Origin of the sequence: Streptomyces lonarensis (assembly GCF_012033735.1) — a bacterium.
Taxonomy (GTDB): domain Bacteria; phylum Actinomycetota; class Actinomycetes; order Streptomycetales; family Streptomycetaceae; genus Streptomyces; species Streptomyces lonarensis.
In genome coordinates this window covers 1-22033 of sequence record NZ_JAAVJD010000075.1, presented here as the reverse complement: position 1 = coordinate 22033, position 22033 = coordinate 1, and the positions used below count along the sequence as shown (strand labels likewise).

Sequence of the window (22033 nt, the reverse complement as noted above, 5' to 3'; positions counted from 1 at the left end):
GCCGACCGCCCCGCCGGGCCTCGCCGCGGCCTCGGCGGACGACCCGCCGGAGGAGCGCCGCCTGCCCAAGCGCCGACGCGGTTCGACCCTGCCCGACCGCCCCGCGGCCCGGAAGCCGGACACCGGGACCCGCCTCGCACCGGACGAGGCGGCGCGCCGCATGTCCTCCTTCCACCACGCCGTGCGGCCCGCGCCCCCCGCCGCTCCCTCGGACACCTCGGACCTCCCGGAGACCCCATGACCCCCAACTCCCTGTCCTGGCTGATGAACGACTTCCGCGACCGGACGGAGGGGGTCGAGCACGCCCTGCTCTTCTCACGCGACGGCCTCAAGCTGCACTGGGACGACGGACTGGACCCCGACCCCGAGGCCGATCCCGTCGTCCGCGACCGCGTCGAGTACCTCGCCGCGATCGGTTCCGGCATCGCCGGGCTGGCGGCGGAGGCCTCCGACAAACTGGACTGCGGGGGCTCCCCCGACTACATCACGCTGCTCTTCCCCGAGCGGCAGCTGCTGCTGGTCAACGCCGGCCACGGGGCCGTCCTCACCGCCCTGGCGGCGGCCGACGCCGAGCCCGGCCTGGTGGGCGCCGAGATGGTGCGGCTCATCGACCGGCTCTCCGAGCACCTCGGCATAGCGCCACGGCAGTCGGGAGCGCCGTCCTGATGATCGACCCGGACCTGCCCGACCGCCTGTTCGTCGCGCTGTCCGGACGCACCGCCCCCGCTCCCGAGCACGTCTTCGACCCGGTCTCGCTGATCGTCACCGAGGACTCCGCCGGCAACGGGCTCGGGCTGGAGGAACGCGCCATCGTCGAGGCCTGCGCCAGGCCGCTCGCCGTGGTCGAGATCTCCGCCCATCTCCAGCTGCCGCTGGGGGCGGTCATGGTGCTCCTCTCCGGTCTGTTGGACCGGGGCTGCGTCAGCGTCCGACACCCGCAGACCCACACCGCTCCGGCCACCGGCGGCACGGGCTTCATCGCCTGGCAGCCGCCCGACCCTCACGTGTTGGAAAGGACTCTCGTTGCCCTCCGTAACCTCTGACGCGCCCCCGCAGTTGGCGGCCACCGCCAGCAGCGGCCTGAAGATCGCGGTGGCCGGGGGCTTCGGCGTCGGCAAGACCACCTTCGTCGGCGCCATCAGCGAGATCGCCCCGCTGCGCACCGAGGCGGAGATGACGGGCGCCTCCGTCGGCGTGGACGACGTCGCCGCCACCCCGACCAAGACCACCACCACCGTCGCCTTCGACTTCGGACGGATCAGCCTCGACGAGCAGCTGGTGCTCTACCTGTTCGGGGCGCCCGGCCAGGAGCGCTTCGAGTTCCTCTGGCAGCGGCTGTTCACCGGCGCCCTGGGGGCCGTCGTCCTGGTGGACACCCGCCGCATCGAGGCGTCGCACGCCTCGCTCGACCGGGTGGAGGCGGCGGGCCTGCCCTTCGTCGTCGCCCACAACGTCTTCGAGGGCGAGGACGAGGTCTTCAGCCTCGACGACATCCACGAGAGCCTGTCCCTCTCCCCCGACGTCCCCGTCGTCCGCTGCGACGCACGGGACCGGGGATCGGTGCGCGACGTGCTGGTCAGGGCGCTGGACCACGTCAGCCAGGCGTCCGACAGGCACGCTGCGGCAGGGCCGGCCCGGTGAGGGGCACCCCGCCCCGGCCCGGCCGCACCGCGCCGCGCGCGGCCACCCGGCTCCAGGGGCTTCTGCCCCTGGGCCCGCCCACCGGGCCGCTCGGCGCGGCCCGGATCGCGAACGGAGAGACCGCACCATGAACGACAGACGGCTCGTGGAGTTGCCCGAGAGCCACCTCGACGCACCTCGGCTCGGTGACCCGCGCTACGCCAGCGAACCCGCGCAGATCTTCACCGAGCTCCGTTCGCGGTACGGCGCGGTGGCCCCGGTGCTGCTCGCCGGGGACGTCCCGGCGTGGCTGGTTCTCGGCCACCGCGAGCTGCAGCATGTCACGGCGGACACCGCCACGTTCACGCGCAACGTGGCCCGCTGGCGGCTCGGGCCGCAGCTGCCTGCGGACTGGCCGCTGTGGCCGATGCTCGGCGGCGGGGAGGGCGGTGCGGCGCTGCTGTACACCGAGGGCGAGGAGCACCGCCGCCGCTCGGCCGCGGTCGCGCACGCCCTCAACGGCGACCTGCTGGAGTTCCGCGCCCGCTGCGAGCAGTTCGCCGAGGAACTCGTGGAGTCCTTCGCCGCCGACGGCGAGGTCGACCTGATGAGCGCCTACGCGCTGCGGCTGCCGATCATGGCGGTGGGCTGGGCCATGGGCTTCCCGCCGGAACGCAGCAACGAGCTGCTGGAGAGCGTCACCACGATGCTCTCCGGCGGGCCCGACGCCATCGACGCGCAGGGGCGGCTCCGCCTGATCGGTCTCGACCTCGTGGCCGAGACCCGCCGCGCACCGGGCAACAACGTGGCAGGACGTCTGGCGACCCATCCTGTCGGTCTGACCGACCAGCAGCTGCTGGAGGACCTGCTGGTCGTGGCGACGGCGGGTCATCAGACGACCGGCAACTGGATCGGCAACGCGCTGCGGCTGATGCTGACCGACCCCCGGTACACCGACTCCTTCGCCCGGGGGCGGCTGCCGGTCGGTCAGGCGCTGCGCGAGGTCCTCTGGGAGGACTCCCCGACCCAGGTGAGCGCCGGACGGTGGACGACCCGGCCCGTGGAGCTGGGCAACGCCCGCATCCCGGCGGGCGACATGCTCCTGCTCGGCCTGGCCGCCGCCAACAGCGACCCGGCGATTCGGCCGCTCGGCGGTCGCGCCCTGCGCGGCTCCCAGGCGTACCTCTCCTACTCCCATGGCCCGCACGGCTGCCCCAACCCGGCACGGGAGATGGCGGAGGCCGTCGCGGCGGCGGGGATCGAGGTGCTGCTGGACTCGCTCCCGGACCTGACCCTCGCCTGCGCGCCGGAGGAGCTGCGCTGGTACCCGGGCGTCTGGATCCGCGGGTTGCAGCAGCTCCCGGTGACGTTCACCCCCTCGCTGTACACCGGGCGGGCGCCCGACCCCTGGTCGTGACCGCGGCGCGCAGCGGCCGGACCGTCCGACGGGCCGGCCGCGAGCGGGGCGACCGGAGGCGTGACGCCGGGGGCGGATCGGCCTAGGCTTTGTTCCATGACAAAACAAACATCGGACGGCAGCGCCGGGGACGCCGACTACGGCACCATCGGCGCCGGCTACAGCCGCCACCGGCGCCCCGATCCGCGCATCGCGGCAGCGGTGGCCGCCGCGCTGGGCCCGGCCCGCACGGTCGTCAATGTCGGGGCGGGGGCAGGTTCGTACGAGCCGGTCGGCCCCGAGGTCACGGCGGTCGAACCGTCCGCCGCCATGCGCGCACAGCGACCGCCCCACCTCCCCCCGGCCGTCGACGGCGTGGCGGAGCAGCTGCCCTTCGGCGACGACGCGTTCGACGCCGCGATGACCACGTTCAGCCTCCACCAGTGGCGGGACCCGGCGGCGGGGCTGGCCGAACTGCGGCGCGTGACCCGCGGCCCGGTGGTCGTCCTGACCTGCGACCCGCGCCGGGTCCGCGACTTCTGGCTGTACGCCTACGCGCCGCTCGTGCTGGAGACGGAGGCGGAGCGCTACCCCTCGCTGCCGGCGATCGCCGAGGCGCTGGGCGGGGAGGTCACCACCACGCCCGTCCCCGTCCCGGCCGACTGCACCGACGGCTTCAACGAGGCGTACTTCGGGCGCCCGGAGCTCCTGCTCGACCCCGGCGCGCGGCGGGCCTGCTCCGCCTGGAGCTTCGTCGCACCCGAGGTGTGCGAGAGCTACGTCGCACACCTCCGCCGCGACCTCGCCTCCGGGCGGTGGGACGAGCGCCACGCCTCGCTGCGGCGGCAGCCGGTCCACCACGGCTCGCTCGTCCTCGTGCGCGCCGTCCCCTGACCGTTGCGCGGCACACACCGGACATCCGCCCCGGAGCGTGCGCGAACGCGTCACGGAACGGCCACATCCCTACCGCCGCGGACCGCCGCGGGCCACGCTGTCCTCATGACTCGCACCGCCCGCTCCGCGCTCGTGGCCGTCCTCCTCGCCTCGGCGGCCATCGGCTGCTCCGCCTCCGACGACTCCGACCAGGCCTGCTGGGACGCGCTCACCGCCGACCCCGCCCCGACCGGGAAGCCCGCGATCTGCCAGGGCGTTCCGGACGACGACTACGACGTCCTGGTACGCCTGGCCGGTATCGAGCGCGACGGACTGCAGGCGGAGCTGGACGAGTTGCTCGACGAGCACGGCGGCTGACCGCGCCCCGCCCTCATCCGCCGGGTGCCACGGTCAGCAGCTGAGGGGAGAGCACCGTCAGCTGCCCCTGGGCCCACGCCGTCTGCCGCAGTGTCTCAGGGCGGCAGTCCGCCGCCAGACGCTGCAGCTCCGGCCTGCGCAGCGCCTGGGCCGCCTGTGACAGCATCTCCCAGTCCACCGCGACGGCGGTGGCATGGAGGTGCACCTGGCGCAGGTCGTTCAGCAGACAAAGACGGCGCTCCCGCCGCAGCACGGCGTGGGGGTACCCGTCGGCCGGGACGCGTCGCACGGCGTGCTCACCGACACCGCGCCCGGAGAACACCGCCAGCGCCTCGGCATGGCGGAGCGACCAGCGGGCGAGGTCCCGTGCCACGTGGTGCACCTCGTGCTCGGCCCGGTGCTCGGCAGCGACGTCCTCGAAGTGCTGGGCCAGCGCGTGCTCGGCGTCGTGGAGCGCCCGGAGCAGAGGTTCGAGGCTCACCGCACGCTCCCGCCGGGGCGGAGCGACAGGTCCTCAGTCACCAGCGCTGCCCTTCCGCCCTCCGTCGGAGGCACCTCCCGCGCCAGAGGTGCGGAGGCCGCCGTCGTGGGCGCGGCCGCAGGACCGGCCCCCGGCGCGACACGGACGAGCCGCGCGGCGCCCGACTTGAACAGCGGCTGCTTGGAGACCGGGTCCCAGTCGGTCGGCGTCAGTTCGTTGGCCGCCCGGGGCGCGCCGCCCGGGTGGTCGCCTCCGGGGGTGTCCCAGTAGCCGTAGTGGAAGGGGAGGAAGATGACGCCCTCACGGATCCCGGTGACACGCGCCGCCGCCCGGACGGTGCCCCGCGCGGTGGCCACCTCCGTCATGTCGCCCTCGGCGATGCCGAGCCGCCGCGCGTCGGCCGCCGACAGCTCCACCCACACCTCCTTCGCCGCGGCCTGCAGTTGCGGAGCCCGCGCGGTCTTGGTGCGGGTGTGGAAGTGATACAGCGTCCGGCCGGTGATCAGCCGCAGCGGGTACTCGTCGTCGGGTGGCTCGTGCGGCGGGGCATAGGCCGCGCTCCGGATGATCGCCCGGCCGGACGGGTTGAGCGCCCGATAGGCGGTCTCCCCCAGCGGAGTGCCGGTGACCAGGTCGCGCCCGAAGCTCTCACAGGTGTCGGGATCGCTGAAGAACCGGCCGTCGGTGTACAACCGCTCGGTGTCCAGCGGCCATTGGACGCCCCCGCGTTCCCGCAGCACGGCGTGGTCCAGGCCGGAGTAGTCGCAGGGTCGCCCCTCGCTGCATCGCTGCCACGCCCGGTAGGCCGACTCCGGGTCCCGCCAGGCGACCAGCGGCCCGCCGTCCCGGTCCCGCAGGTCGAGCCGCGTCGCGTAGTCGAGGAAGATGTCGAGGTCGGGGCGGGCCTGACCCGGTGGTTCCACGGCCTTCTCGCAGAGGTGCACGGTGCGGTCCGCATTGGTGAAGGTGCCCGTCTTCTCACCCCAGGTGGCCGCGGGCAGTACCACGTCGGCGAGGTGCGCCGTCTCCGTGAGGTAGAGGTCCTGCACCACGGTGAACAGGCCCGGCCGTGCCAGCACGGCGCGGACGCGCGCCGACTCGGGAAGGGAGACCGCCGGGTTGGTCCCGGAGATCCACAGCATCCGGATCGAGCCCTGTTCGGCGTAGCGCATCATCTGCAGGGCGTGGGTGGGCGGGCCGTGGTGCGGGATCCGTTCGGGCGGGACGTTCCAGATCCGTGCCAGGTCGGCGATGTGGGTCGGGTTGGCCCAGTTGCGGAATCCGGGCAGGTCGCCGTTGGCTCCGCACTCGCGGGTGTTCTCCGCCGTGGGCTGCCCGTTCATCTGGAGCACGCCGCACCCCGGGCGCCCGAGCATCCCCCGCAACAGGTGCAGGTTGTTGACCTGCACGGCCGCCGCCGTGGCCTGGTGCGACTGGTAGAAGCCCTGAAGGACCGTCGAGAGCAGCCTGCGGGCGCCCCCCACGAGCCGGGCGGCGCGCCGGACATCCTCCGCCGGCACCCCGCAGACGGTCTCGGTGACCTCGGGCGTCGACGAGGCGACCGCGGCCCGCAGGTCGTCGAAGCCGACGGTGTGGGCGTGGAGGTAGTCGCGGTCGATCCAGCCGTGGGCGATCACCTCGTGCAGCAGCCCGTTCATCAACGCCAGGTTGGTACCGGGCCGGGGTGCCAGGTGGACAGCCGCCGACCGGGACACCGGGCCCGTCCGGGGGTCGACGCAGAGCAGCCGCGGCGGGTCCGTCCCGGCCAGCCGGTCCAGCACCCTGGACCACAGGACGGTCTGGGTCTCCGCCATGTTGTGGCCGAACAGAGCGATGACGTCGGCGTGGTCGATGTCGGTGTAGGAACCGGGCTGACCGTCGCAGCCGAAGGACTCCTTGAGAGCGGCAGCCGCCGTGGCGGTGCACAACCGCGTGTTCCCGTCCAAGTGGGGCGTGCCCAGCCCGGCGTGGGCGATGACACCGAGCGTGTAGTACTCCTCCAGGAACAGCTGCCCGCTGGTGTAGAAGCCGAGCGCGCCGGGGCCGTGGACGTCGAGCAGTTCGCGCGTCCGCTCCACGATCCGGCTCATCGCGGTGTCCCAGTCGGTCGGCACGAGCTTCCCACCGACGCGGACCAGCGGTTCGGTCAGCCGGTCCCGGGAACTGTTGGCCTGCCAGCCGTACAGGTCCTTGGGGCCGAGCCTCCCCCGGTTGACGCGATCACCGGCCCGCCCCCGCACCCCGACGATCCGGCCGTCGCGGACGGCGATGTCCATGGCGTCGCCGTTGGAGTGGAGCAGCGAGGCGGCGGGGACCCAGCGGTCGACGTCGGCGGGCTGCACGCCGTCGGCAAGGAAGCTGTCGACCCGCACCGGCCAGGGCTCGCCGGGGCGGTAGGGGGTGCGCGCACCCCAGGGTTCGGCGATCCGATCGCGTGACGGCGCCATCCGGCTCTCCCCTCGACCGCCCCGCCCGGACGCCGGGGCCGTCCGCCGAGCCTGCCCCGGCCGACTCGCGCGGCGTGGCAGCGGACGGGCGCGGCGGGGCTCGACTCACCCGTCCGGGCCCAGCCGCCCGGACGGCCGGGCCGTGTACGCGCGGGTACGCGGTGGGCGCGCGTGCCGCCGCAGGCGCGGGTGTGTGCGCTCGCCGACGGCGGGAGGGGCCGGGGAGGGGAGCCCGCGTCTGCCTCCGGTCGGGGCGTCGGCTCGCCCCCCCGCTCAGGCGGTGGGCGTGTCCGGCAGCTCGTCGGTGGTCTCGCCCGCCGGTCCCACAGCGGCACCCGGGCCCTCGGCGTCGACCGGCGCGCCGGTCCACCTCTCCAGGCGCCACCCCTCGGCGGGAGAACCGCTCACCGTGATCACGCCGGTGTTCTCCAGCTCCCGGTGGCCGATCTCGTCGACCGCCGCGTTCCGCACCCGGGCGGCGGTCCACATCCGGATCGCCGCCCCGTGGCCGACCAGGGCGGCGGTCACGCCCTCGGCGGCGGCCTCGGCCACCACCGCGTCGATCCTGGCCAGCGCCTCCTGGCCCGTCTCCCCACCCGGCATCGGGCGGCCGGTGTCCCCCGCCGACCATGCGAAGACCGTGCTCAGGTAGGTGCTGATGGCGGCGCCGTCACCGCGCATCTCCAGCTCGCCCGCGGCCAGCTCCCGCAGTCCGGCGCGGACGCGTACCTCCAGTCCCAGCTCGGCGGCCAACGGCGCGGCCGTCAGCTGGGTGCGCAGCAGGGTGGAGGCGTAGAGCGCCCCGATCCGCTCGTCGGCGAGCGCCGCGGGCAGCGCCGCCGCCTGGCGCTCCCCCAGCGGCGTCAGCGCCGGGCCGGGGGCGGCGGTGTCCAGCAGGCGCCGGACGTTGGACGGGGTCTGGCCGTGTCGGATGAGCAGCAGGCGCATGAGATCGGGTCTGTCCTCCTGTGAGCCGGCGGGGTCCGCTCCACTCTCGCACCGACGGCGCCGGGTGGCGCCCCCGGGTGCACCGATCCGGGCGTCCGGCCCCCGGCGGCCGGAGGCGCCGGGGCGCACTCAGCGGCGGGCGCCGCCGCCGGGGCCGGGTTCGGCGCCCAGCCAGTCGGCGGAGCGCGGCCAGAAGACCGGCCGGAGCCGGTCGTGGAACAGGCCCAGATGACCGATGACGTCCAGCCCGTGGTCCTCCGGCTCGATCAACCAGTGGTCGACGCGTGCGGAGGTCAGGTAGCCGAGGGTGCGGGCCGTCGCCCGGGGCGTGGCGAACGGGTCGTCTCCCGCGGCCACCGCAAGGACGTCGAGGTCCAGCGCGGCGGCACGGCGCAGCGCGCCGGGGTCCGCCCCGCCGACCGTGCGCCCGAAGTCGGCGCGGCCGCGGGCCCAGTCGAACGCCACGCCCGCCGGCAGGTCCTCCGTCCAGCCCAGGCGCCGCCCCGGGAAGCGGCCGAGCACGGCGGTGAGCGCGGGCATGACCAGATGCCACCGCCAGACCATCACCAGCCGCCGACCGCGCCGGTAGTCGGCCCAGTGGGCGTGCTGTGCACCCACCAGCAGCAGCCGCGAGACCGTCGTCGCGCGCGGCGCCAGGCAGGTCGCGAACCCGCCGAAGCTGTGCCCGACCACGGTGATCCGGTCGCCCGGCGCGGTGTCACGGGCCCACCCGAGCACGGCGTCCAGGTCCAGGGTGCCCCACTCGTGCCACCGCACGGGCAGCGAGCGGAGCGCGGGGCCGCCGCCGGCCGGGCCCGAGCGGCCGATGCCGCGATAGTCCGCGACGACCGCGCGGAACCCGGCGTCGGAGAGGAAGGCCGCGTAGCGCCAGTAGTACGACGCCTTGGCCCCCGTCGCGGGTGCCACCACCACCGTGATGCCGCGCGCCGCGGCGGGGTCGGCGGGCGGGAAGACCCGGGCGTGGAGCCGGTAGCCGTCCGCGCACTCCACCGCGACATCGGTCGGACGGCCGCGGGCGGTCGGGGGCTCGGCGGGCGGCACGGCGGCTCCTCGGGGCTGCGCAGCGCGGCGGGGTGCGGTGATGATGCCCGTTCGGCGCCGAGCCGTCACCCCCGCCGCGACGGCGAGCCGTCGGTGCGCGCGGCTGCGTCGGTGCGCGCCGCCGCTTCACCGCGCACCGACCGGCCCCGGGCACGGGCCGCGTCCCCGCTACGACCGCCAGGGGCCGAGCATTTCCGACATCGCGTCGGTCAGGGCGAGCTGCAGCAGCGGGCCGAAGGTGATCCGGCCGACGCCGAGGTGGCGGAAGCGTTCCAGGTCGTGGCGGACCGGGTGGGCGGTGGAGTTGACCGGCACGTCGACCGCCCCGACCACCGCGGCCAGCAGCTCGTCGTCGTCCTGGATGCGGACCGGGTAGACGCTGTCGGCACCCGCCCGGGCCAGCGCGCGCAGCCGTTCGATCGCCTCGTCGAGGACGTCGGCGGCGTTCTCGGCGTGCAGGAAGAGGTCGGTGCGACCGTTGACCCACAGCGGGAGGCCCGCGTCGTCCGCCGCGGCACGGAGCCCGGCGATGAACGCGGCGTGCTCCTCGGTGGTCCGCACGCGGCCGCCCTCGGCGTGGACGGTGTCCTCGAGGTTGACGCCGACCCCGCCGACCTCCACCAGGCCGGCCACCAGCTCCGCGGGTTCCCGCCCGTAACCGGCCTCCAGGTCCACCGAGACGGGCACGTCGACCGCCGCGATGATCGGACGTACGGCGGCCAGCACCTCCTCGAAGGTCTGCCCCTCCTGGTCCTCGGCGCCGCGGGAGTCCGCGAGCGGGTGGCTGCCGATCGTGAGGGCGGGGAAGCCGGCGGCAGCGGCCGTGCGCGCCGACCACACGTCCCAGACGGTCGGGAGCACCAGTGGTGCGCGGTCGACGTGCAGGTCCCTCAGGCGCTGAGCGCGCTCCACTGCGGTACGAAAGTCCATGGTCCCGACGCTACTCCTCCGGCCGAGCCCAGGCGCCGAACCGGACGGGGCGGCGGCGTACGGCCCGTGCCGACGGCGCGCCACCGCCCCCTTTGCCGGGGCCGTCAGGCGCCCGCCACGACCACGGCGCCCAGACCCAGCAGGACGGCACCGGTCGCCACGCTGATCCCCCGCAGCACCGCCGGCTTCGACACCAGGGCCCGCCCCCGGGAGACGGTCCAGGTGAGCAGGATGTACCAGGCGGCGCTGACCAGTGCCCACAGCGCCCCCAGGGCGACGGTGGAAAGAAAGACCGGCCCCTTGGCGGTCACGAACTGCGGCAGCACCGAGATGGCGAACACGCCTGCCTTGGGGTTGCCGAGGTTGGTGCTCAGGCCGATGAGGTACCCGCCGGCGAAGCCCGTGCTCTGCTCCCCCTCGCCGGTGGCCTGGACCGGGACGGTGGTGAGCGCGGTCCACAGCGTCCGGCCCCCGAGGTACATGAGGATGACGCCGCCGGCGATCTGGAGCGCGGAGTACGCACCGGGGCTGGCGAGAAGGACGGCGGAGAGTCCGGCGGCCGCGGCGGTGGACCAGATCAGGAAGCCGCTGGCGTTGCCGGCCAGCGTCCCGTGGAGTGCGCGGCGTCCGCCTTCCAGGGCCTGGCGGATCATCAGAGCTGCGCTCGCGCCGGGCACCATCGCCAGCAGCAAGGTCGTGGCGATGAAAACGGGCACATGCGTGGGCATGAAAGAACCCCTCGATTTCGGCCGACTGTTGTCCGTCCAGGCTTCCTTGTCGCCCACATCAGGGAGAAGTTAAAAAAGGGCGGTGCAGCGTTAGGATTTCTGAATGATGGTGGAACCGGGGCAGTTGCGGCTGCTCGCTCTGATCGAGCGGCACGGTTCACTGACGGCGGCGGCGCACGTCCTCCAACTCACCCCGGCGGCCGTCACCCAACAGGTGGCCAAGGCGGAACGCGGCTGGCAGGTACCGCTGGTCGTCCGGGGCCCGCGCGGCGCGACCCTCACCGCCGCCGGCGCGCTGCTCGCGTCGTACGGACGCACGGTGGAGGACGCGTTGGAGAGCGCCGAGGAGGAACTGGCCGCGCTCCTGGGGCATCTGTCGCGCCGGCTGCGGATCGGGACGTTCCAGGCGGCCGCGCTGCATCTGCTGCCCCCGGCGCTGACGACGCTGCGCCACCGCTACCCCGACGCCGACGTCTCGGTCGTCGACGTGGTGTCGGGCACCGGCGCGGACGAGATCGCGGCGGGCCCGCTGGACGTGGCCATCGTCGCGTCCTGGGGGACCCCGTTGGCGCCCTCGCCGCACGTGCGGGCCCACCCGCTGCTGGTGGACCCGATGGTGGTGGTGCTGCCCGACGACCACCCCCTGGCAGCGGCGCGTCCCGCCGACGCCGAGATCCGGCTGGAGGAGTTGCGCGACGAGTCGTGGGTGTCGATCCTCGCCGGTCACGCCGCCCGTGAGCAGTTCCACGACGCCGCCCGGACAGCCGGGTTCACCCCCAGCGTGCGCTTCGAGACGGAGTCCTACGACGTCGCCCAGGCGCTGGTCGGCACCGGCATCGCCGTGGCACTCGTCTCCCGGCTCGCGCTCTCCCACGCTCCGGGCACCACCCACCGGGAGCTGGCCCGGCCCCGGCCGCACCGGCAGCTGTACGCCGTGACCAAGAACGACGCGGGCCTCACCCCGCTGGCCGATCTCCTCATCGACCTGCTGCGCGACGTCGCACGGGACATCACCGCCACCTGGGACGCGCCGTCCGGCGGCGCGCGACCCGCGCCGGAGCCACAACTCGGCGCCTGAGCCGGCGGACGGCCGGGGCCCGGCCGCGATCAGGCCCGTTCGCGCCCTGGCCGCCCGGCCACGGGCGGGGGACGACCGGGGCGGTGCCGCTGCGGTGGGCGACACGGCCACGCTGCGGGTCGCCTGACCGGTGTCCGGATGCGCACGCGGAATTCCGGACCGGCACGCCCCGGCCGACCGGCAGGGAAAAGCGCCGCTCCGGAAGTCTGGTGCCCGGGCTCGGAGCCGCAGTTCCCCGCACGACAGAGGTACCCGACGCCGGGCGCGACCGACGCGGCGGGGGCTCCGGAATTCCGGCTGGTAACTCCGCGGCGGACCCGACTCCCCGGGGGAAGAATGCTGTCGGGACGGTTCCGGGGCGAGCAAACGACGCACTCCGGCCAATCTCGCCCCGGCCCACCCGCAGCGCTGAGTGACAGCGCCACCCGTGAACCTGACGGGCACATCGGGAGTTCCGGACGTATTCGGAAAGCAAGGTTTACCGGCTCGAGAATCATCCCGCGACCGAAGGGCGAACAGGACGCAAATGTGGCTACCTGGGACGCAGGCGCGGTGTTGACACGGTCGCCCCGCACTCGTGTACCGTCTCCATGTTCGAGTCACAGCACAGCATTCCGTCGCCCAGCTGCAGCTTTCACCGCACCCGTGAACGAATTGTGCACATCTCCACGGCGGCGCCGCTCGATTCCATCAGCCGTGTGCGCGCCGTTCACACTCGGCACCCGCCCCGCGATTCCATTCTGCTGCGGCGGTAGGACAGAGAGGGATTTCCGGAAATGGGAACAGGGTCGCACCGCTCGTTCCGCGCATGCGTAAGCCCCGGCCGGAAGCCGCCCTGTGTCCCCCTCGCGCCGAGCGGCAGGCCCGGGCCGCCGGGGCGCCGTGCCGACCGTGCCGCAGCCCTCCGTCCGACAGCCGAACCTCGGCTCACCAGGGGTTCGGGGCCGTCCCGGACCACCGACGCCTCACCCTGACCCGGGCGGGCGGTACCGCCCGCCACCGGACCGGTGGCGTGTCGACCAGTGGTCCGTCGCGGACACACGACCGCCGCGCACTGTCGCGCACGGGGGCCCTGTCCTCTCTCCACCGCACCGATTCGCTCCCGTTCAAGGCGCCACCCATCCAGCGCCCGCCCCACCCGGGAAAGAACTCTACTGCCGGCCGCGGACATTCCGCAGCCGGCCCCGGGACGCAGCCTGGTTTCCGCGTCGGCGCAGCCACCGTCCGTCGCCGCATTTTCACACGTCGGACCGAGGAGGAGGAAAGGCATGGCGGAACCACCCGCGGATCAGCTCACCGATCGGGAACTCGAGGTGCTCCTTTTACTCGGCCGGGGGCTGAGCAACCGGCTCATCGCGCGAAAGCTCGACATCTCCGAGAAGACGGTGAAGAACCACCTCAGCAACATCTACTTCAAGATAGGCGCCACCCACCGCACCCAGGCCGCGCTCTACGCTCGCGACGCCGGCCTGATCGAGGTCCGGGGCGAGGCCGGGCAGCACCCGCCCGTCCCGGGCCGACCCGCCGCGCTCGTCCCGGTCCCCGACGGCGGCTCGTCCGTCGCACTCGCCCTCACCGCACGCGAGCGGGGCATCCTCCGGATGCTGGCCCGGGGGCTGAGCAACCGGCTCATCGCGCGGGAACTCGGCATCTCCGAGAAGACGGTGAAGAACCACCTCAGCAACATCTACTTCAAGATAGGCGCCACCCACCGCACCCAGGCCGCGCTCTACGCGCAGCGAACTGGGCTCGCGTCCTGACCCGTGCGGCGCGTCGCGCACCGGCCGAGACGGTGACCACGCCGGGCGGGAGCCGCACAGCGGGGCTCGGCTCCCGGCGGCCCGCGGCCGCACGCCACCGCGGTCCGAGCCGCACGGGGCGCCCGGGCACGAGGCGCAAAGCAGCACCCGGCTGCAGAGCGTGTTCGAGATCCCGCGTCGGATCAGCTCGCGGCATCGGATGCGGTCAGCTGCACGGCGGAGGCGCGCCCTGTTGCCGGGTTGTATGCGGGCGTCTTTCGACAACGCGGCAGATGGCCGTAGCCGGCGTCGCGGGCCCGGCGTGGGGTCTCACACACGCTCTCGGACCGCCAGATCGCGCGCGATCTTCACCAGGTGGTCGTTCTCGTGCGGCGTGCCGATGGTGACGCGTACCCCCTCCTCACCGAACGGCCGGACCATGACCCCCGCCGCCTCGCACGCGTCGGCGAACGGCCGCGAGCCCGAGCCGAGCCGCAGCCAGACGAAGTTGGCCCGGCTCTCGGGCACGGTGTATCCGGCGCTCCGCAGCGCGTCGGTGACACGCCCCCGCTCGGCCACCACCGACCCGACCCGCTCCAGCAGCTCGGACCGCGCACGCAGCGAGGCCACGGCCGCGGCCTGGGCCATGCCGTTCACCGCGAACGGCATGGTGCAGGCGCGCAGCACGGCGGCGACCGCCGGATGGGCCACGGCGTACCCGACGCGGAGCCGAGCCAGCCCGTACGCCTTGGAGAAGGTGCGGAGCACCACCACGTTCGGCCGGCGCCGGTAGAGCTCCACTCCGTCGGGGACCCCGGCGTCGTCGACGAACTCGCGGTACGCCTCGTCGAGCACCACCAGGACGTCCTCCGGGACCCGCCCGAGGAAGCGCTCCAGCTCGGCACGGCGCACCGCGGTCCCGGTCGGATTGTTGGGGTTCGACACGACGACCACGCGCGTGCGGTCCGTCACCGCGGCCGCCATGGCGGCCAGGTCGTGCCGCTCGCCGCGCAGCGGCACCGGCACCGGGGTCGCGCCGGCGGCCCAGACGAGGACCGGGTAGGCCTCGAACGAGCGCCAGGCGAGCACCACTTCGTCACCGGCGCCTGCTGCGGCCGCCAGCAGGTCCCTGGCCAGCCCGAGAGATCCGGTGCCCGGCACCACGTGGTCGTCCGGCACCGAGAGTGCGGTGGCGAGCTCGGCCACCAGCTCACCACTGCGCGGGTCGGGGTACCGGTTGACACGTCCCAGCTCCCGGCCGAGGGCGTCGACGACCGAGGGCAGCGGCGGGTGGGGGTTCTCGTTCGAGGACAGCTTCTCCACCAGCTCGGTGGGGGCGGCACGGCCCGGCACGTAGCGCGGCAGCCCGGCGACGTCGACGCGGAACCGGGGGGCGGGGTCCTGCTGCATCGGCAACTCTCCCGAGGGGCGGTCGGCCTGGCGGCCGGTGGTCGGTCCTGGTGCGTCGGGGCGGGGCGCCATGGCGGGCGCGGACACCGTCGGTCGGGTCCGCGCCCGCGCTGGGGCGTCCGGGCGGAGCCGGCCCGTCAGCCGACGACGCCGGCGGGGGCGTTCTCCTCGGCGACGGCCGTGGTGCGCACACCGGCCTTGCGGAACTCCTCCATGAAGGAGGGGAAGGACAGCCGGACGTCCTCGAACCCCGAGAAGCGGTTGGCGGTCTGCATGCGCAGCCCCGCCACGAACAGGGACATGAAGATCCGGTGGTCGCCCCAGCTGGAGAGGGTGACGCCCCCGGGGTAGGTCGCCGCACCGCGGACCACGAAGCCGTCGACCACGCCGTCGATGTACAGCACCTCGATGTCCACCCCGGCGCGCGTCAGTTCGGCGGCCATGGCATCGATCCGCGACGCCTTGTGGAACCGGGTGAGGCGGCCGCCGGTCACCCGCAGGCTGCCCTGCACGTACGCGCCGAGCGCGGCGAGCGTCGGCACGATGTTGGGGCAGTCCTGCACGTTGACCTCGAAGTCGCCCCGCAGGCTGTCCGGCGGGTTGTCCACGGTCATCGTCATCGTCGTGCGGTCCAGCGTGATGTCCACGCCGAGTTGCCGGAGGATCGGGACGATCGCGAACTCGCCCTGCATGCTGTCGCCGTAGATGTTGGTGAGGACCGTGCGGCCGGGGAAGAGAGCGGCCGCCGCCAGCAGGTACGAGGCCGAGGTGTAGTCCTCGTGCGTCGTGACGTCCAGCGCCTGGTAGGCGGAGGGTTCGACCCGGTAGTGCCGCATGTCCGGCGAGGCCGTGACCTTGATGCCGGCGTCGGTGAGGCTGGCCAGCGTCTGCCGGATGTAGGACTGTGAGTACACCTCCCCGGTCACCTCGATCTCCACCGGGCTCTCGGCCAGCGGAGCGGCGAACAGCACGGCGGTGATGAACTGCGAGCTGATGTCGCCCGGCAGCCGGCACGTGCCGCCCTTCAGCCCGCGACCCCAGTTCACCACCGGGGCCTTGTTCTCGCTGACGATCGACTCGACGTCCGCGCCGAGTTCGCGCAGCGCCACCAGCAGCGGTTCCATCACCCGGTTGCACAGCGTCGCATCACCCGTGACCACGACGGGGGACGGCAGCGCGGAGGCCAGCGCCGTGACGACGCGGAACACCAGCCCGGACCCGCGGGACTGGACGACGTGCCGGATGTGGGGCAGCGTCCCCCCGATACCCCGGATCTCCAGGTACCCGTCGTGCTCGGTGATCGTGGCACCGAAGGCGCGGCACGCGTTCTTCATCGTCTCGGTCTCATCGCACCGGAGGTCGTTGTGGACGCGCGTGGTGCCCTCGGCCAGCGTTCCGGTGAGAATTGCCCGTTGCGTCTCCGGCTTCGAAGAAGGGACGCGGAAAGTTCCGGAGAAGGAATCGACCGGATCAACCTTCAGCAGCATCCTCGTACTCTCCTTTTTCCGATCGTCCGCCGTCTGGTGCCCGGCGAAAGAAGTCGTTTGGACGTCCCGGGGACGGCGGTACCCACGGAGCGAGAACTTGGCGTCCCCCGCCCGGGAAAGGCCGCCGACCGTCCTGCCGGAACAGTCGTGCGGCGCGCTCGACAGCGCTCCTCCGGCGGCGGGGGGCGTTGAGGATTCTGTACGGCCCGGAGCACCGCGGCAATAGGTCCATCTACCCAGGGGGATCGCGGCAGTGGCGCTCGCGTCCCGCCTCCGCGACGCGCCGCGGCGCGCCCCGCCGCGCTGCGGGCGACCGGCTCCGGCCGCGGACCACCGGGCGGGGCAGCCAGCTTGCACGCGGCAGCGGGAGGCGGCGCCGACCTGCGGTGATGCTACCCGAGGGCACTGCGATCCGGCACGGGCGGGCGCGCCTGCCGGGCAGGCGGCCGGCCTGTCCGCGGCTCGGTGACCCGCGGGCGTCCGTCCGACCGCACGGGAAGCCGCCGCACCCGGCGAACCGAGGGAGGAAAAGCGCTTGGGGATGCGACGCCCGGGAGCGCCGGGACCTAGGTCCTATTCTGGCGGCGCCGGTCCCGTGCGAGGCTGGTTCCGCGCCATCAGACACGTGGGGATTTCCCACCACTGCGGCATTCTCTTCACGTTCCGGGCGCCCGTGCCGGTCATTCGGCCCCGGGAATCCGCCGCTTCTTGTCGACCACCGCCCCGGCACAGCCGCATTGTCCGTGCTTTCCGTGCTTTCCGTGAATCGTGAGGACGACATCGCATGTCCGGCGCCATCCTGTTTCTGACCCGCTGGCCCTTGTACGAGGACGAGCGCCGCTGGGAGAACCGTCTCGCTGACCCCGAGCTGGTCTTCGGTCCGGACGCCGACCGCGTCACCTACGTCTGCGACGAGGGCGGCCGCAGCGGCGTGCCCGCCGACGCGGAACGGGTGCACGTCGTCCCCGACTTCCGCGACACGGACGCGGTCCTCGCCGTCCTCGACGCCGTGGTCCGCGACGAGGGCCCGTTCGACCACGTCATCGGCTTCTCGGAGATGCTGCTGGACCTCGTCGCGACCCTCCGCGAGCGCTACGGCGTCCCCGGCCCGGGACGCGAGGAGACCTCGCGGTACTGCGACAAGACCGTCATGAAGGAGAGGGTGGCGGCGGCCGGTCTCCGGGTGCCGCGCTGGCAGCCCTGCCGGAGCGTGGACAGGACACTGGCGGCGGCCGACGAGTTCGGGTACCCGGTGATCGTCAAGCCGGTGCGGGGCGCGTCGAGCCAGGGCGTCCGCGAGGTGACCTCCGCCGAGGAGCTGCGGGCGCTGTGCGCCGCACGCGACCTGCGCGGGTACGAGATCGAGGAGTACGTGCGCGGCGACATCCTGCACGTCGACGGGGTGCTGGACGCCGCCGGCGAGCCGCTGTTCCTGTGCACCTCGCGCTACGTCTCCAGCTGTCTGGACTTCGAGGTCCTGGGAACGCCGCTCGGGTCCGTCTTCCAGACGGACCCGGAGGTGCGCGGCCGCTGCGAGGAGTTCGCCCTGCGCTGCCTCCGCGCGCTGGGGCTGCGCCGCTCCGCCTTCCACCTCGAACTCTTCGACACCGGCGACGACCTCGTCTTCCTGGAGGTGGGCGCGCGGGTGCCGGGCGCCGACGTGCCGTACGTCGTCAACGACGTCCACGGGGTGAACCTGTTCCAGCTGTGGGTGGACGTCCTCCTCGACCGGCCGGTGGACCCGCCGGCCCCGGAGGCGGAGTCCAGCGGCGGTTGGCTCATCGTCCCCGGGCCCGACCCGCTGCCCCAGAAGGTCACCGCCGCGACCTCACTGCTGGGACGTGTCCCGTTCCTCTACCGCGAGTTGATCCCCGACCCCGGCGAGGTGCTGGTCTCCCGGCCCGGATCGTACGCCACGCTCCAGGGCGGCCGGTGGCTGTTCCGGGGCGGCACCCAGGAGCAGATCGAGGAGGCCGTGCGCCAGACGCGCGCGCGGTACCGCCTGACGGCCGAGCCGGCCCTGTAGGCCGACCGACCGTCCGGAGCCATCGGCAAGAGAACCGTCGAGTCCGTGGAGGAAGACGTGGGTCAGTTGAGCCATGCGGAGCTGGTGGAGAAGGACTTCGTGCTGTTCGCCGAGGGGTGCCTGGGGCTCTTCACGAGCAAGATCGCCGCCTCGCTGATCCGCTACAACGGCGATCGCTGCGTCGCGGTGATCGACAGCCGCAAGGCCGGTCTGACCGTCCAGGACGTCCTCGGTTACGGCGGCGCCATCCCCATCGTCAGCCATGTGGAACACGCCCTGCACCTGCGGCCCGAGGTCATGGTCGTCGGCAAGGGCCTGCACTCGGCCAACCTGCCGTCCGCGTGGAAGCCGCATCTCCTCGCGGCGGTCCGCAGCGGGCTGCACCTCGTCAACTCGATCCACTACCGCCTCTCGGACGACCCCGACATCGCCCGCGCCGTGCAGGAGAAGGGCGTCACCGTCTGGGAGACCAAGGACGCCCCGCCCGTCCAGCTCAACAAGGCACGGGTCCTCGGCCTCGACACCTGGGTCGTCCACACGTGCGGCAGCGACTCCAACATCGGCAAGAAGACCGCCGCGCTGCAGATCTGGCAGGAGGCCAACCGCTCCGGCATCCGCACGGGGTTCGCCGCGACAGGCCAGAGCGGCATGCTGATCTCGGGCCACGGCATCGCCGTCGACGGTGTGCCCGGCGACTTCATGGCCGGCGCGGTGGAACAGGTCGTCATGGAGGCAGCGGCCGGCAACGAGTGGGTCGTCGTCGAGGGCCAGGGGTCCCTCAACCACGTCGGGTTCAGCGGTGTCGCCCTCGCGATCCTGCACGGCTCCCTGCCGCACGCGCTGGTGTTCTGCCACCGGCTCGGCGCGGAGCGCACCAAGGTGTGGGAGACGCCGATCATTCCGATCCCCGAGCTGATCCGCATGAACGAGGAACTCTCGGTCTTCGAACGCCCCGCCAAGGTCGCCGCCGTCAGCGTGAACAGCCACGGGTTCTCCGAGGAGGACTACCGGCGCGAGGCCGAGAAGTTGGAGGCCGACACCGGACTGCCGGTCGTCGACCCGGTGCGCGAGGGCGGCGCCGCACAGCTCGTGGAGATCCTCCGCGCCCACCGGCGCGAGACCGCCGACCTGCCGTCCCGTCGCCGGCCCTGAGGCGGACCGACAACTCCGAGGAGGTGTAACGATGAAGAGAGCCGTCCTGCTCCTCATGCACCAGGGCAAGTCCTACACCGAGGAGATCGCCGCGTCCGCGGCGGCGCTCGGCGCCGAGCTGGTGGCGCTCAGTTCGCGGCCCGCCACACCGCAGGTTCTGACCGCCGCTCGACGCTACCTGGCGGACCACGTGGTCACCGAGGAGCCGGAGCTCCGTTCCGCCGATCTCGACAAGGCGGTTCGCGAACTGGCCGAGCGCGGCTACCGGATCGAGGCGGCACTCGCGACCTTCGAGGGATACCGGCTGCTGATGGCGGAGCTCAACGCGCGGCTCGGGGCGCGGGACTCCACCGAGGCCGCGCTGCGGCTCTGCCTCGACAAGTACGAGCTGCGGCGTCATCTCGTCGCGGAGGGGCTGAGCGACGTCCGGCTGCACCGCCTCGCCCCCGGAGTGACGCCCGAACTCGACCCGGCCGTCGACTGGTTCGTCAAACCGGTGCGCGGCGCCTCGTCCTTCGCGGCGTTCCGGCTGCGGGACCCCGCCGACCTCGCGGACCTGCCGGCCATCCAGCAGCAGATGCGGACGGACCAGCGGATGAAGGCCATCTTCATGGACCGGTACGACTTCCTGGTCGAGGAGTACGTCGAGGGTCCGGAGTTCAGCTTCGAAACGGTCGTCCTCGACGGTCGTGTCCACCATCTGTGCGTGCACGAGAAGGCGCGGGTCGAGCGGTTGGAGCGGACCACGCTGGAGGGGATGTCGGTCACGCCCCCCGCCTGCCTCGGCAGGGAGGAGCTCCTCGCGGGCGCGGCGTACGTCGACCGCTGCCTGGCGGCGCTGGCGGCGCACGGGCTGACCTCCGGCGTCCTCCACATCGAGGTCAAGTACTGGGAGGCGCGGCGGCGCTGGGAGATCATCGAGATCAACCCCCGCATGGGCGGCAGCCTCGTCAACGCGAGCGTCGAGACCGTCTCCGGGCTCTCCCTCCTCGACCTGTGGGCCGAGTCGCTGCTGCCGGACGACGGCGGTGGCGAGGCGTTCCACGACCGGCTCGCCCGCGCCTCCCAGGTGGAGGCGGTGCGCGCGGGCAGGCCGACGCGGGCGACCGTCTTCCTCAGCAAGTACGGCGAGAAGGGCCGGACCGTCGACGCGATCGGCTTCGCCCCTCCGTCACGCCCGCCCCGCGTGCTCCGCGTCCACGTCGCGGACGGCACGGAACTCGACGCGTCCGACCGGGGGATCTGCCTCATGGACGCGCTCTGGGACGTGGCGCCCGACGACCTCGACGCCGAGATCGCGTTCCTCGACCGGCACGCGACCGAGCACTTCCACGTCCGCTACCGCTGACGGCCGTCCCGGCCGGTCGTGCACCGCCACCGGCCGGGCCGTCCCGTCCGCCGACCGCACCCCGCACACCGACCCTCACCGAAGGAGCGAGTGATGAACCGCGTGCAGAACACCGGCATCGCCTACCCGAAGCCGTTCTTCACCGAGGAGGAGGCCCGGCTGAAGAAGGCCGAGCTCGACCGCTACATGGACAAGAAGATGGCGGAGTGGAAGGCCACCGTGCCCTTCGCCTCCCACCTGACCGAGCCCGAGCTCCACCAGGCGTACTACCGCCGCACCCTCATCGAGCACGTGTGGCGCATCCGGCTCTCCCGGGTCAGCCAGTCCAAGGCCATCTACAAGATCGCGCAGGTCTCACCGCGGGCCGCCCGCGACTACGCGGAGTACCAGGCCGAGGAGATGCTCCACGACAAGCTGTACGTGAGCGACGCCGCCGCGGCGGGCGTCACCGAGGAGGAGATCCTCGCCACCGAGCCCTACCTCTCCACCCGGCTCTTCGAGGGCTTCTTCTACTTCACGCTGGAGCACGAGTCGCCTCTCGCACCCGTCGTCTCCAACTACCTGGTCGAGTACACCCAGGTGAAGTTGCAGCCCGCCATCGTGGAGAACCTCCAGGCCCGTCTCGGCAAGGAGAACGTCAAGGGCCAGGCCGCGCACCTCCACGTCGACACCACCGAGGACCACTCGCAGGAGATGTGGGACATCCTCCGCCAGCTGATCTTCAGCGAGGAGGACTTCCAGCAGGTCTTCAAGTACATCGACGACGTCCAGGAGATCCTCGCGATGTTCTTCCGGGAGATCTACGAGGACACCATCGCCCAGCAGGTGCAGCCCGCGGGCGCCTGACGGGCGGACGGCCCGGGGCCCGGCGGATGCGGGGCGCGGTCGGTGCCCGGCCGCCCGCCCCGCGACCGCCGGGCGCACCGGCGG

At 73.2% G+C, this 22033-nt stretch carries 21 protein-coding genes; 13 read left to right on the top strand and 8 right to left on the bottom strand.

All coding sequences use genetic code 11. The features are described from left to right. The 7 genes from HCN56_RS12120 to HCN56_RS12090 all read left to right on the top strand — a co-directional run. Nucleotides 1-241: hypothetical protein (locus tag HCN56_RS12120; protein ID WP_376770869.1), on the top strand; the 241-nt coding region annotated here is incomplete at its 5' end. Continuing rightward, nucleotides 238-666: a roadblock/LC7 domain-containing protein gene (locus tag HCN56_RS12115; RefSeq protein WP_167970258.1), complete on the top strand. Its 429-nt coding sequence runs from the start codon at nucleotides 238-240 to the stop codon at nucleotides 664-666. The genes HCN56_RS12120 and HCN56_RS12115, both read left to right, overlap by 4 nt. Continuing rightward, on the top strand, nucleotides 666-1043 hold the full coding sequence (locus HCN56_RS12110; RefSeq protein ID WP_167970256.1) for a DUF742 domain-containing protein: 378 nt from the start codon (nucleotides 666-668) through the stop codon (nucleotides 1041-1043). Before HCN56_RS12115 ends, HCN56_RS12110 begins: the two co-directional genes overlap by 1 nt. After that, nucleotides 1024-1641: a GTP-binding protein gene (locus HCN56_RS12105; protein ID WP_167970254.1), complete on the top strand. Its 618-nt coding sequence runs from the start codon at nucleotides 1024-1026 to the stop codon at nucleotides 1639-1641. The genes HCN56_RS12110 and HCN56_RS12105 overlap by 20 nt, the downstream gene beginning before the upstream one ends. Before the next feature lie 127 nt (nucleotides 1642-1768). Further along, the gene (locus tag HCN56_RS12100; protein ID WP_167970252.1) at nucleotides 1769-3037 is read left to right on the top strand and encodes a cytochrome P450 family protein; all 1269 of its coding nucleotides are present in this window, start codon (nucleotides 1769-1771) and stop codon (nucleotides 3035-3037) included. A 96-nt stretch (nucleotides 3038-3133) separates the two neighbouring features. After that, nucleotides 3134-3910, top strand: a complete 777-nt coding sequence (locus HCN56_RS12095) for a class I SAM-dependent methyltransferase (RefSeq protein WP_167970250.1) — start codon at nucleotides 3134-3136, stop codon at nucleotides 3908-3910. 105 nt (nucleotides 3911-4015) lie between these two features. Continuing rightward, nucleotides 4016-4267, top strand: a complete 252-nt coding sequence (locus tag HCN56_RS12090) for a hypothetical protein (RefSeq protein WP_167970248.1) — start codon at nucleotides 4016-4018, stop codon at nucleotides 4265-4267. Between the two features lie 13 nt (nucleotides 4268-4280). On the opposite strand, the gene HCN56_RS12085 is transcribed toward HCN56_RS12090, so the two are convergent. The 6 genes from HCN56_RS12085 to HCN56_RS12060 all read right to left on the bottom strand — a co-directional run bounded on the left by HCN56_RS12085 (nucleotide 4281) and on the right by HCN56_RS12060 (nucleotide 10863). Then, entirely contained in the window at nucleotides 4281-4748 is a 468-nt protein-coding gene (locus tag HCN56_RS12085) for a hypothetical protein (RefSeq protein WP_167970246.1), read from the bottom strand. Further along, a complete protein-coding gene (locus HCN56_RS12080; protein ID WP_167970245.1) occupies nucleotides 4745-7195 on the bottom strand; it encodes a molybdopterin oxidoreductase family protein in 2451 nt (816 codons plus the stop codon). Before HCN56_RS12080 ends, HCN56_RS12085 begins: the two co-directional genes overlap by 4 nt. Before the next feature lie 273 nt (nucleotides 7196-7468). Further along, nucleotides 7469-8143: a histidine phosphatase family protein gene (locus tag HCN56_RS12075; protein WP_167970243.1), complete on the bottom strand. Its 675-nt coding sequence runs from the start codon at nucleotides 8141-8143 to the stop codon at nucleotides 7469-7471. A gap of 129 nt (nucleotides 8144-8272) precedes the next feature. After that, nucleotides 8273-9205, bottom strand: coding sequence for an alpha/beta hydrolase family protein (locus HCN56_RS12070; RefSeq protein WP_167970241.1), 933 nt, complete (start codon nucleotides 9203-9205; stop codon nucleotides 8273-8275). Nucleotides 9206-9373: 168 nt separating this feature from the next. Continuing rightward, the gene (locus HCN56_RS12065; protein WP_167970239.1) at nucleotides 9374-10135 is read right to left on the bottom strand and encodes an isocitrate lyase/PEP mutase family protein; all 762 of its coding nucleotides are present in this window, start codon (nucleotides 10133-10135) and stop codon (nucleotides 9374-9376) included. A 104-nt stretch (nucleotides 10136-10239) separates the two neighbouring features. Further along, the gene (locus HCN56_RS12060; RefSeq protein WP_167970237.1) at nucleotides 10240-10863 is read right to left on the bottom strand and encodes a LysE family translocator; all 624 of its coding nucleotides are present in this window, start codon (nucleotides 10861-10863) and stop codon (nucleotides 10240-10242) included. Between the two features lie 103 nt (nucleotides 10864-10966). On the opposite strand from HCN56_RS12060, the gene HCN56_RS12055 reads away from it, so the two are divergent. Together HCN56_RS12055 and HCN56_RS26995 are read left to right on the top strand one after the other, a co-directional pair. Further along, nucleotides 10967-11941, top strand: a complete 975-nt coding sequence (locus HCN56_RS12055; protein WP_167970235.1) for a LysR family transcriptional regulator — start codon at nucleotides 10967-10969, stop codon at nucleotides 11939-11941. Between the two features lie 1268 nt (nucleotides 11942-13209). After that, nucleotides 13210-13701 (top strand): response regulator transcription factor, encoded by a 492-nt coding sequence (locus tag HCN56_RS26995; RefSeq protein ID WP_280923270.1) that lies wholly within the window; start codon nucleotides 13210-13212, stop codon nucleotides 13699-13701. Nucleotides 13702-14010: 309 nt separating this feature from the next. On the opposite strand, the gene hisC is transcribed toward HCN56_RS26995, so the two are convergent. Further along, nucleotides 14011-15090 (bottom strand): histidinol-phosphate transaminase, encoded by a 1080-nt coding sequence (hisC, locus tag HCN56_RS12040; protein ID WP_167970262.1) that lies wholly within the window; start codon nucleotides 15088-15090, stop codon nucleotides 14011-14013. Nucleotides 15091-15227: 137 nt separating this feature from the next. Continuing rightward, nucleotides 15228-16577, bottom strand: a complete 1350-nt coding sequence (gene aroA / locus HCN56_RS12035) for a 3-phosphoshikimate 1-carboxyvinyltransferase (protein ID WP_167970233.1) — start codon at nucleotides 16575-16577, stop codon at nucleotides 15228-15230. 784 nt (nucleotides 16578-17361) lie between these two features. Between aroA and HCN56_RS12030 the strand changes: the two genes are divergently transcribed. The 4 genes from HCN56_RS12030 (at nucleotide 17362) to HCN56_RS12015 (ending at nucleotide 21949) form a co-directional block, all read left to right on the top strand. Then, complete coding sequence (locus HCN56_RS12030; RefSeq protein WP_167970231.1) at nucleotides 17362-18603, top strand: ATP-grasp domain-containing protein; 1242 nt, start codon at nucleotides 17362-17364, stop codon at nucleotides 18601-18603. A gap of 45 nt (nucleotides 18604-18648) precedes the next feature. Next, complete coding sequence (locus tag HCN56_RS12025; RefSeq protein WP_209312636.1) at nucleotides 18649-19755, top strand: DUF1611 domain-containing protein; 1107 nt, start codon at nucleotides 18649-18651, stop codon at nucleotides 19753-19755. 31 nt (nucleotides 19756-19786) lie between these two features. After that, the gene (locus HCN56_RS12020; RefSeq protein WP_167970229.1) at nucleotides 19787-21103 is read left to right on the top strand and encodes an ATP-grasp domain-containing protein; all 1317 of its coding nucleotides are present in this window, start codon (nucleotides 19787-19789) and stop codon (nucleotides 21101-21103) included. Between the two features lie 93 nt (nucleotides 21104-21196). Continuing rightward, entirely contained in the window at nucleotides 21197-21949 is a 753-nt protein-coding gene (locus tag HCN56_RS12015; protein ID WP_167970227.1) for an iron-containing redox enzyme family protein, read from the top strand. Nucleotides 21950-22033: the final 84 nt, after the last annotated feature.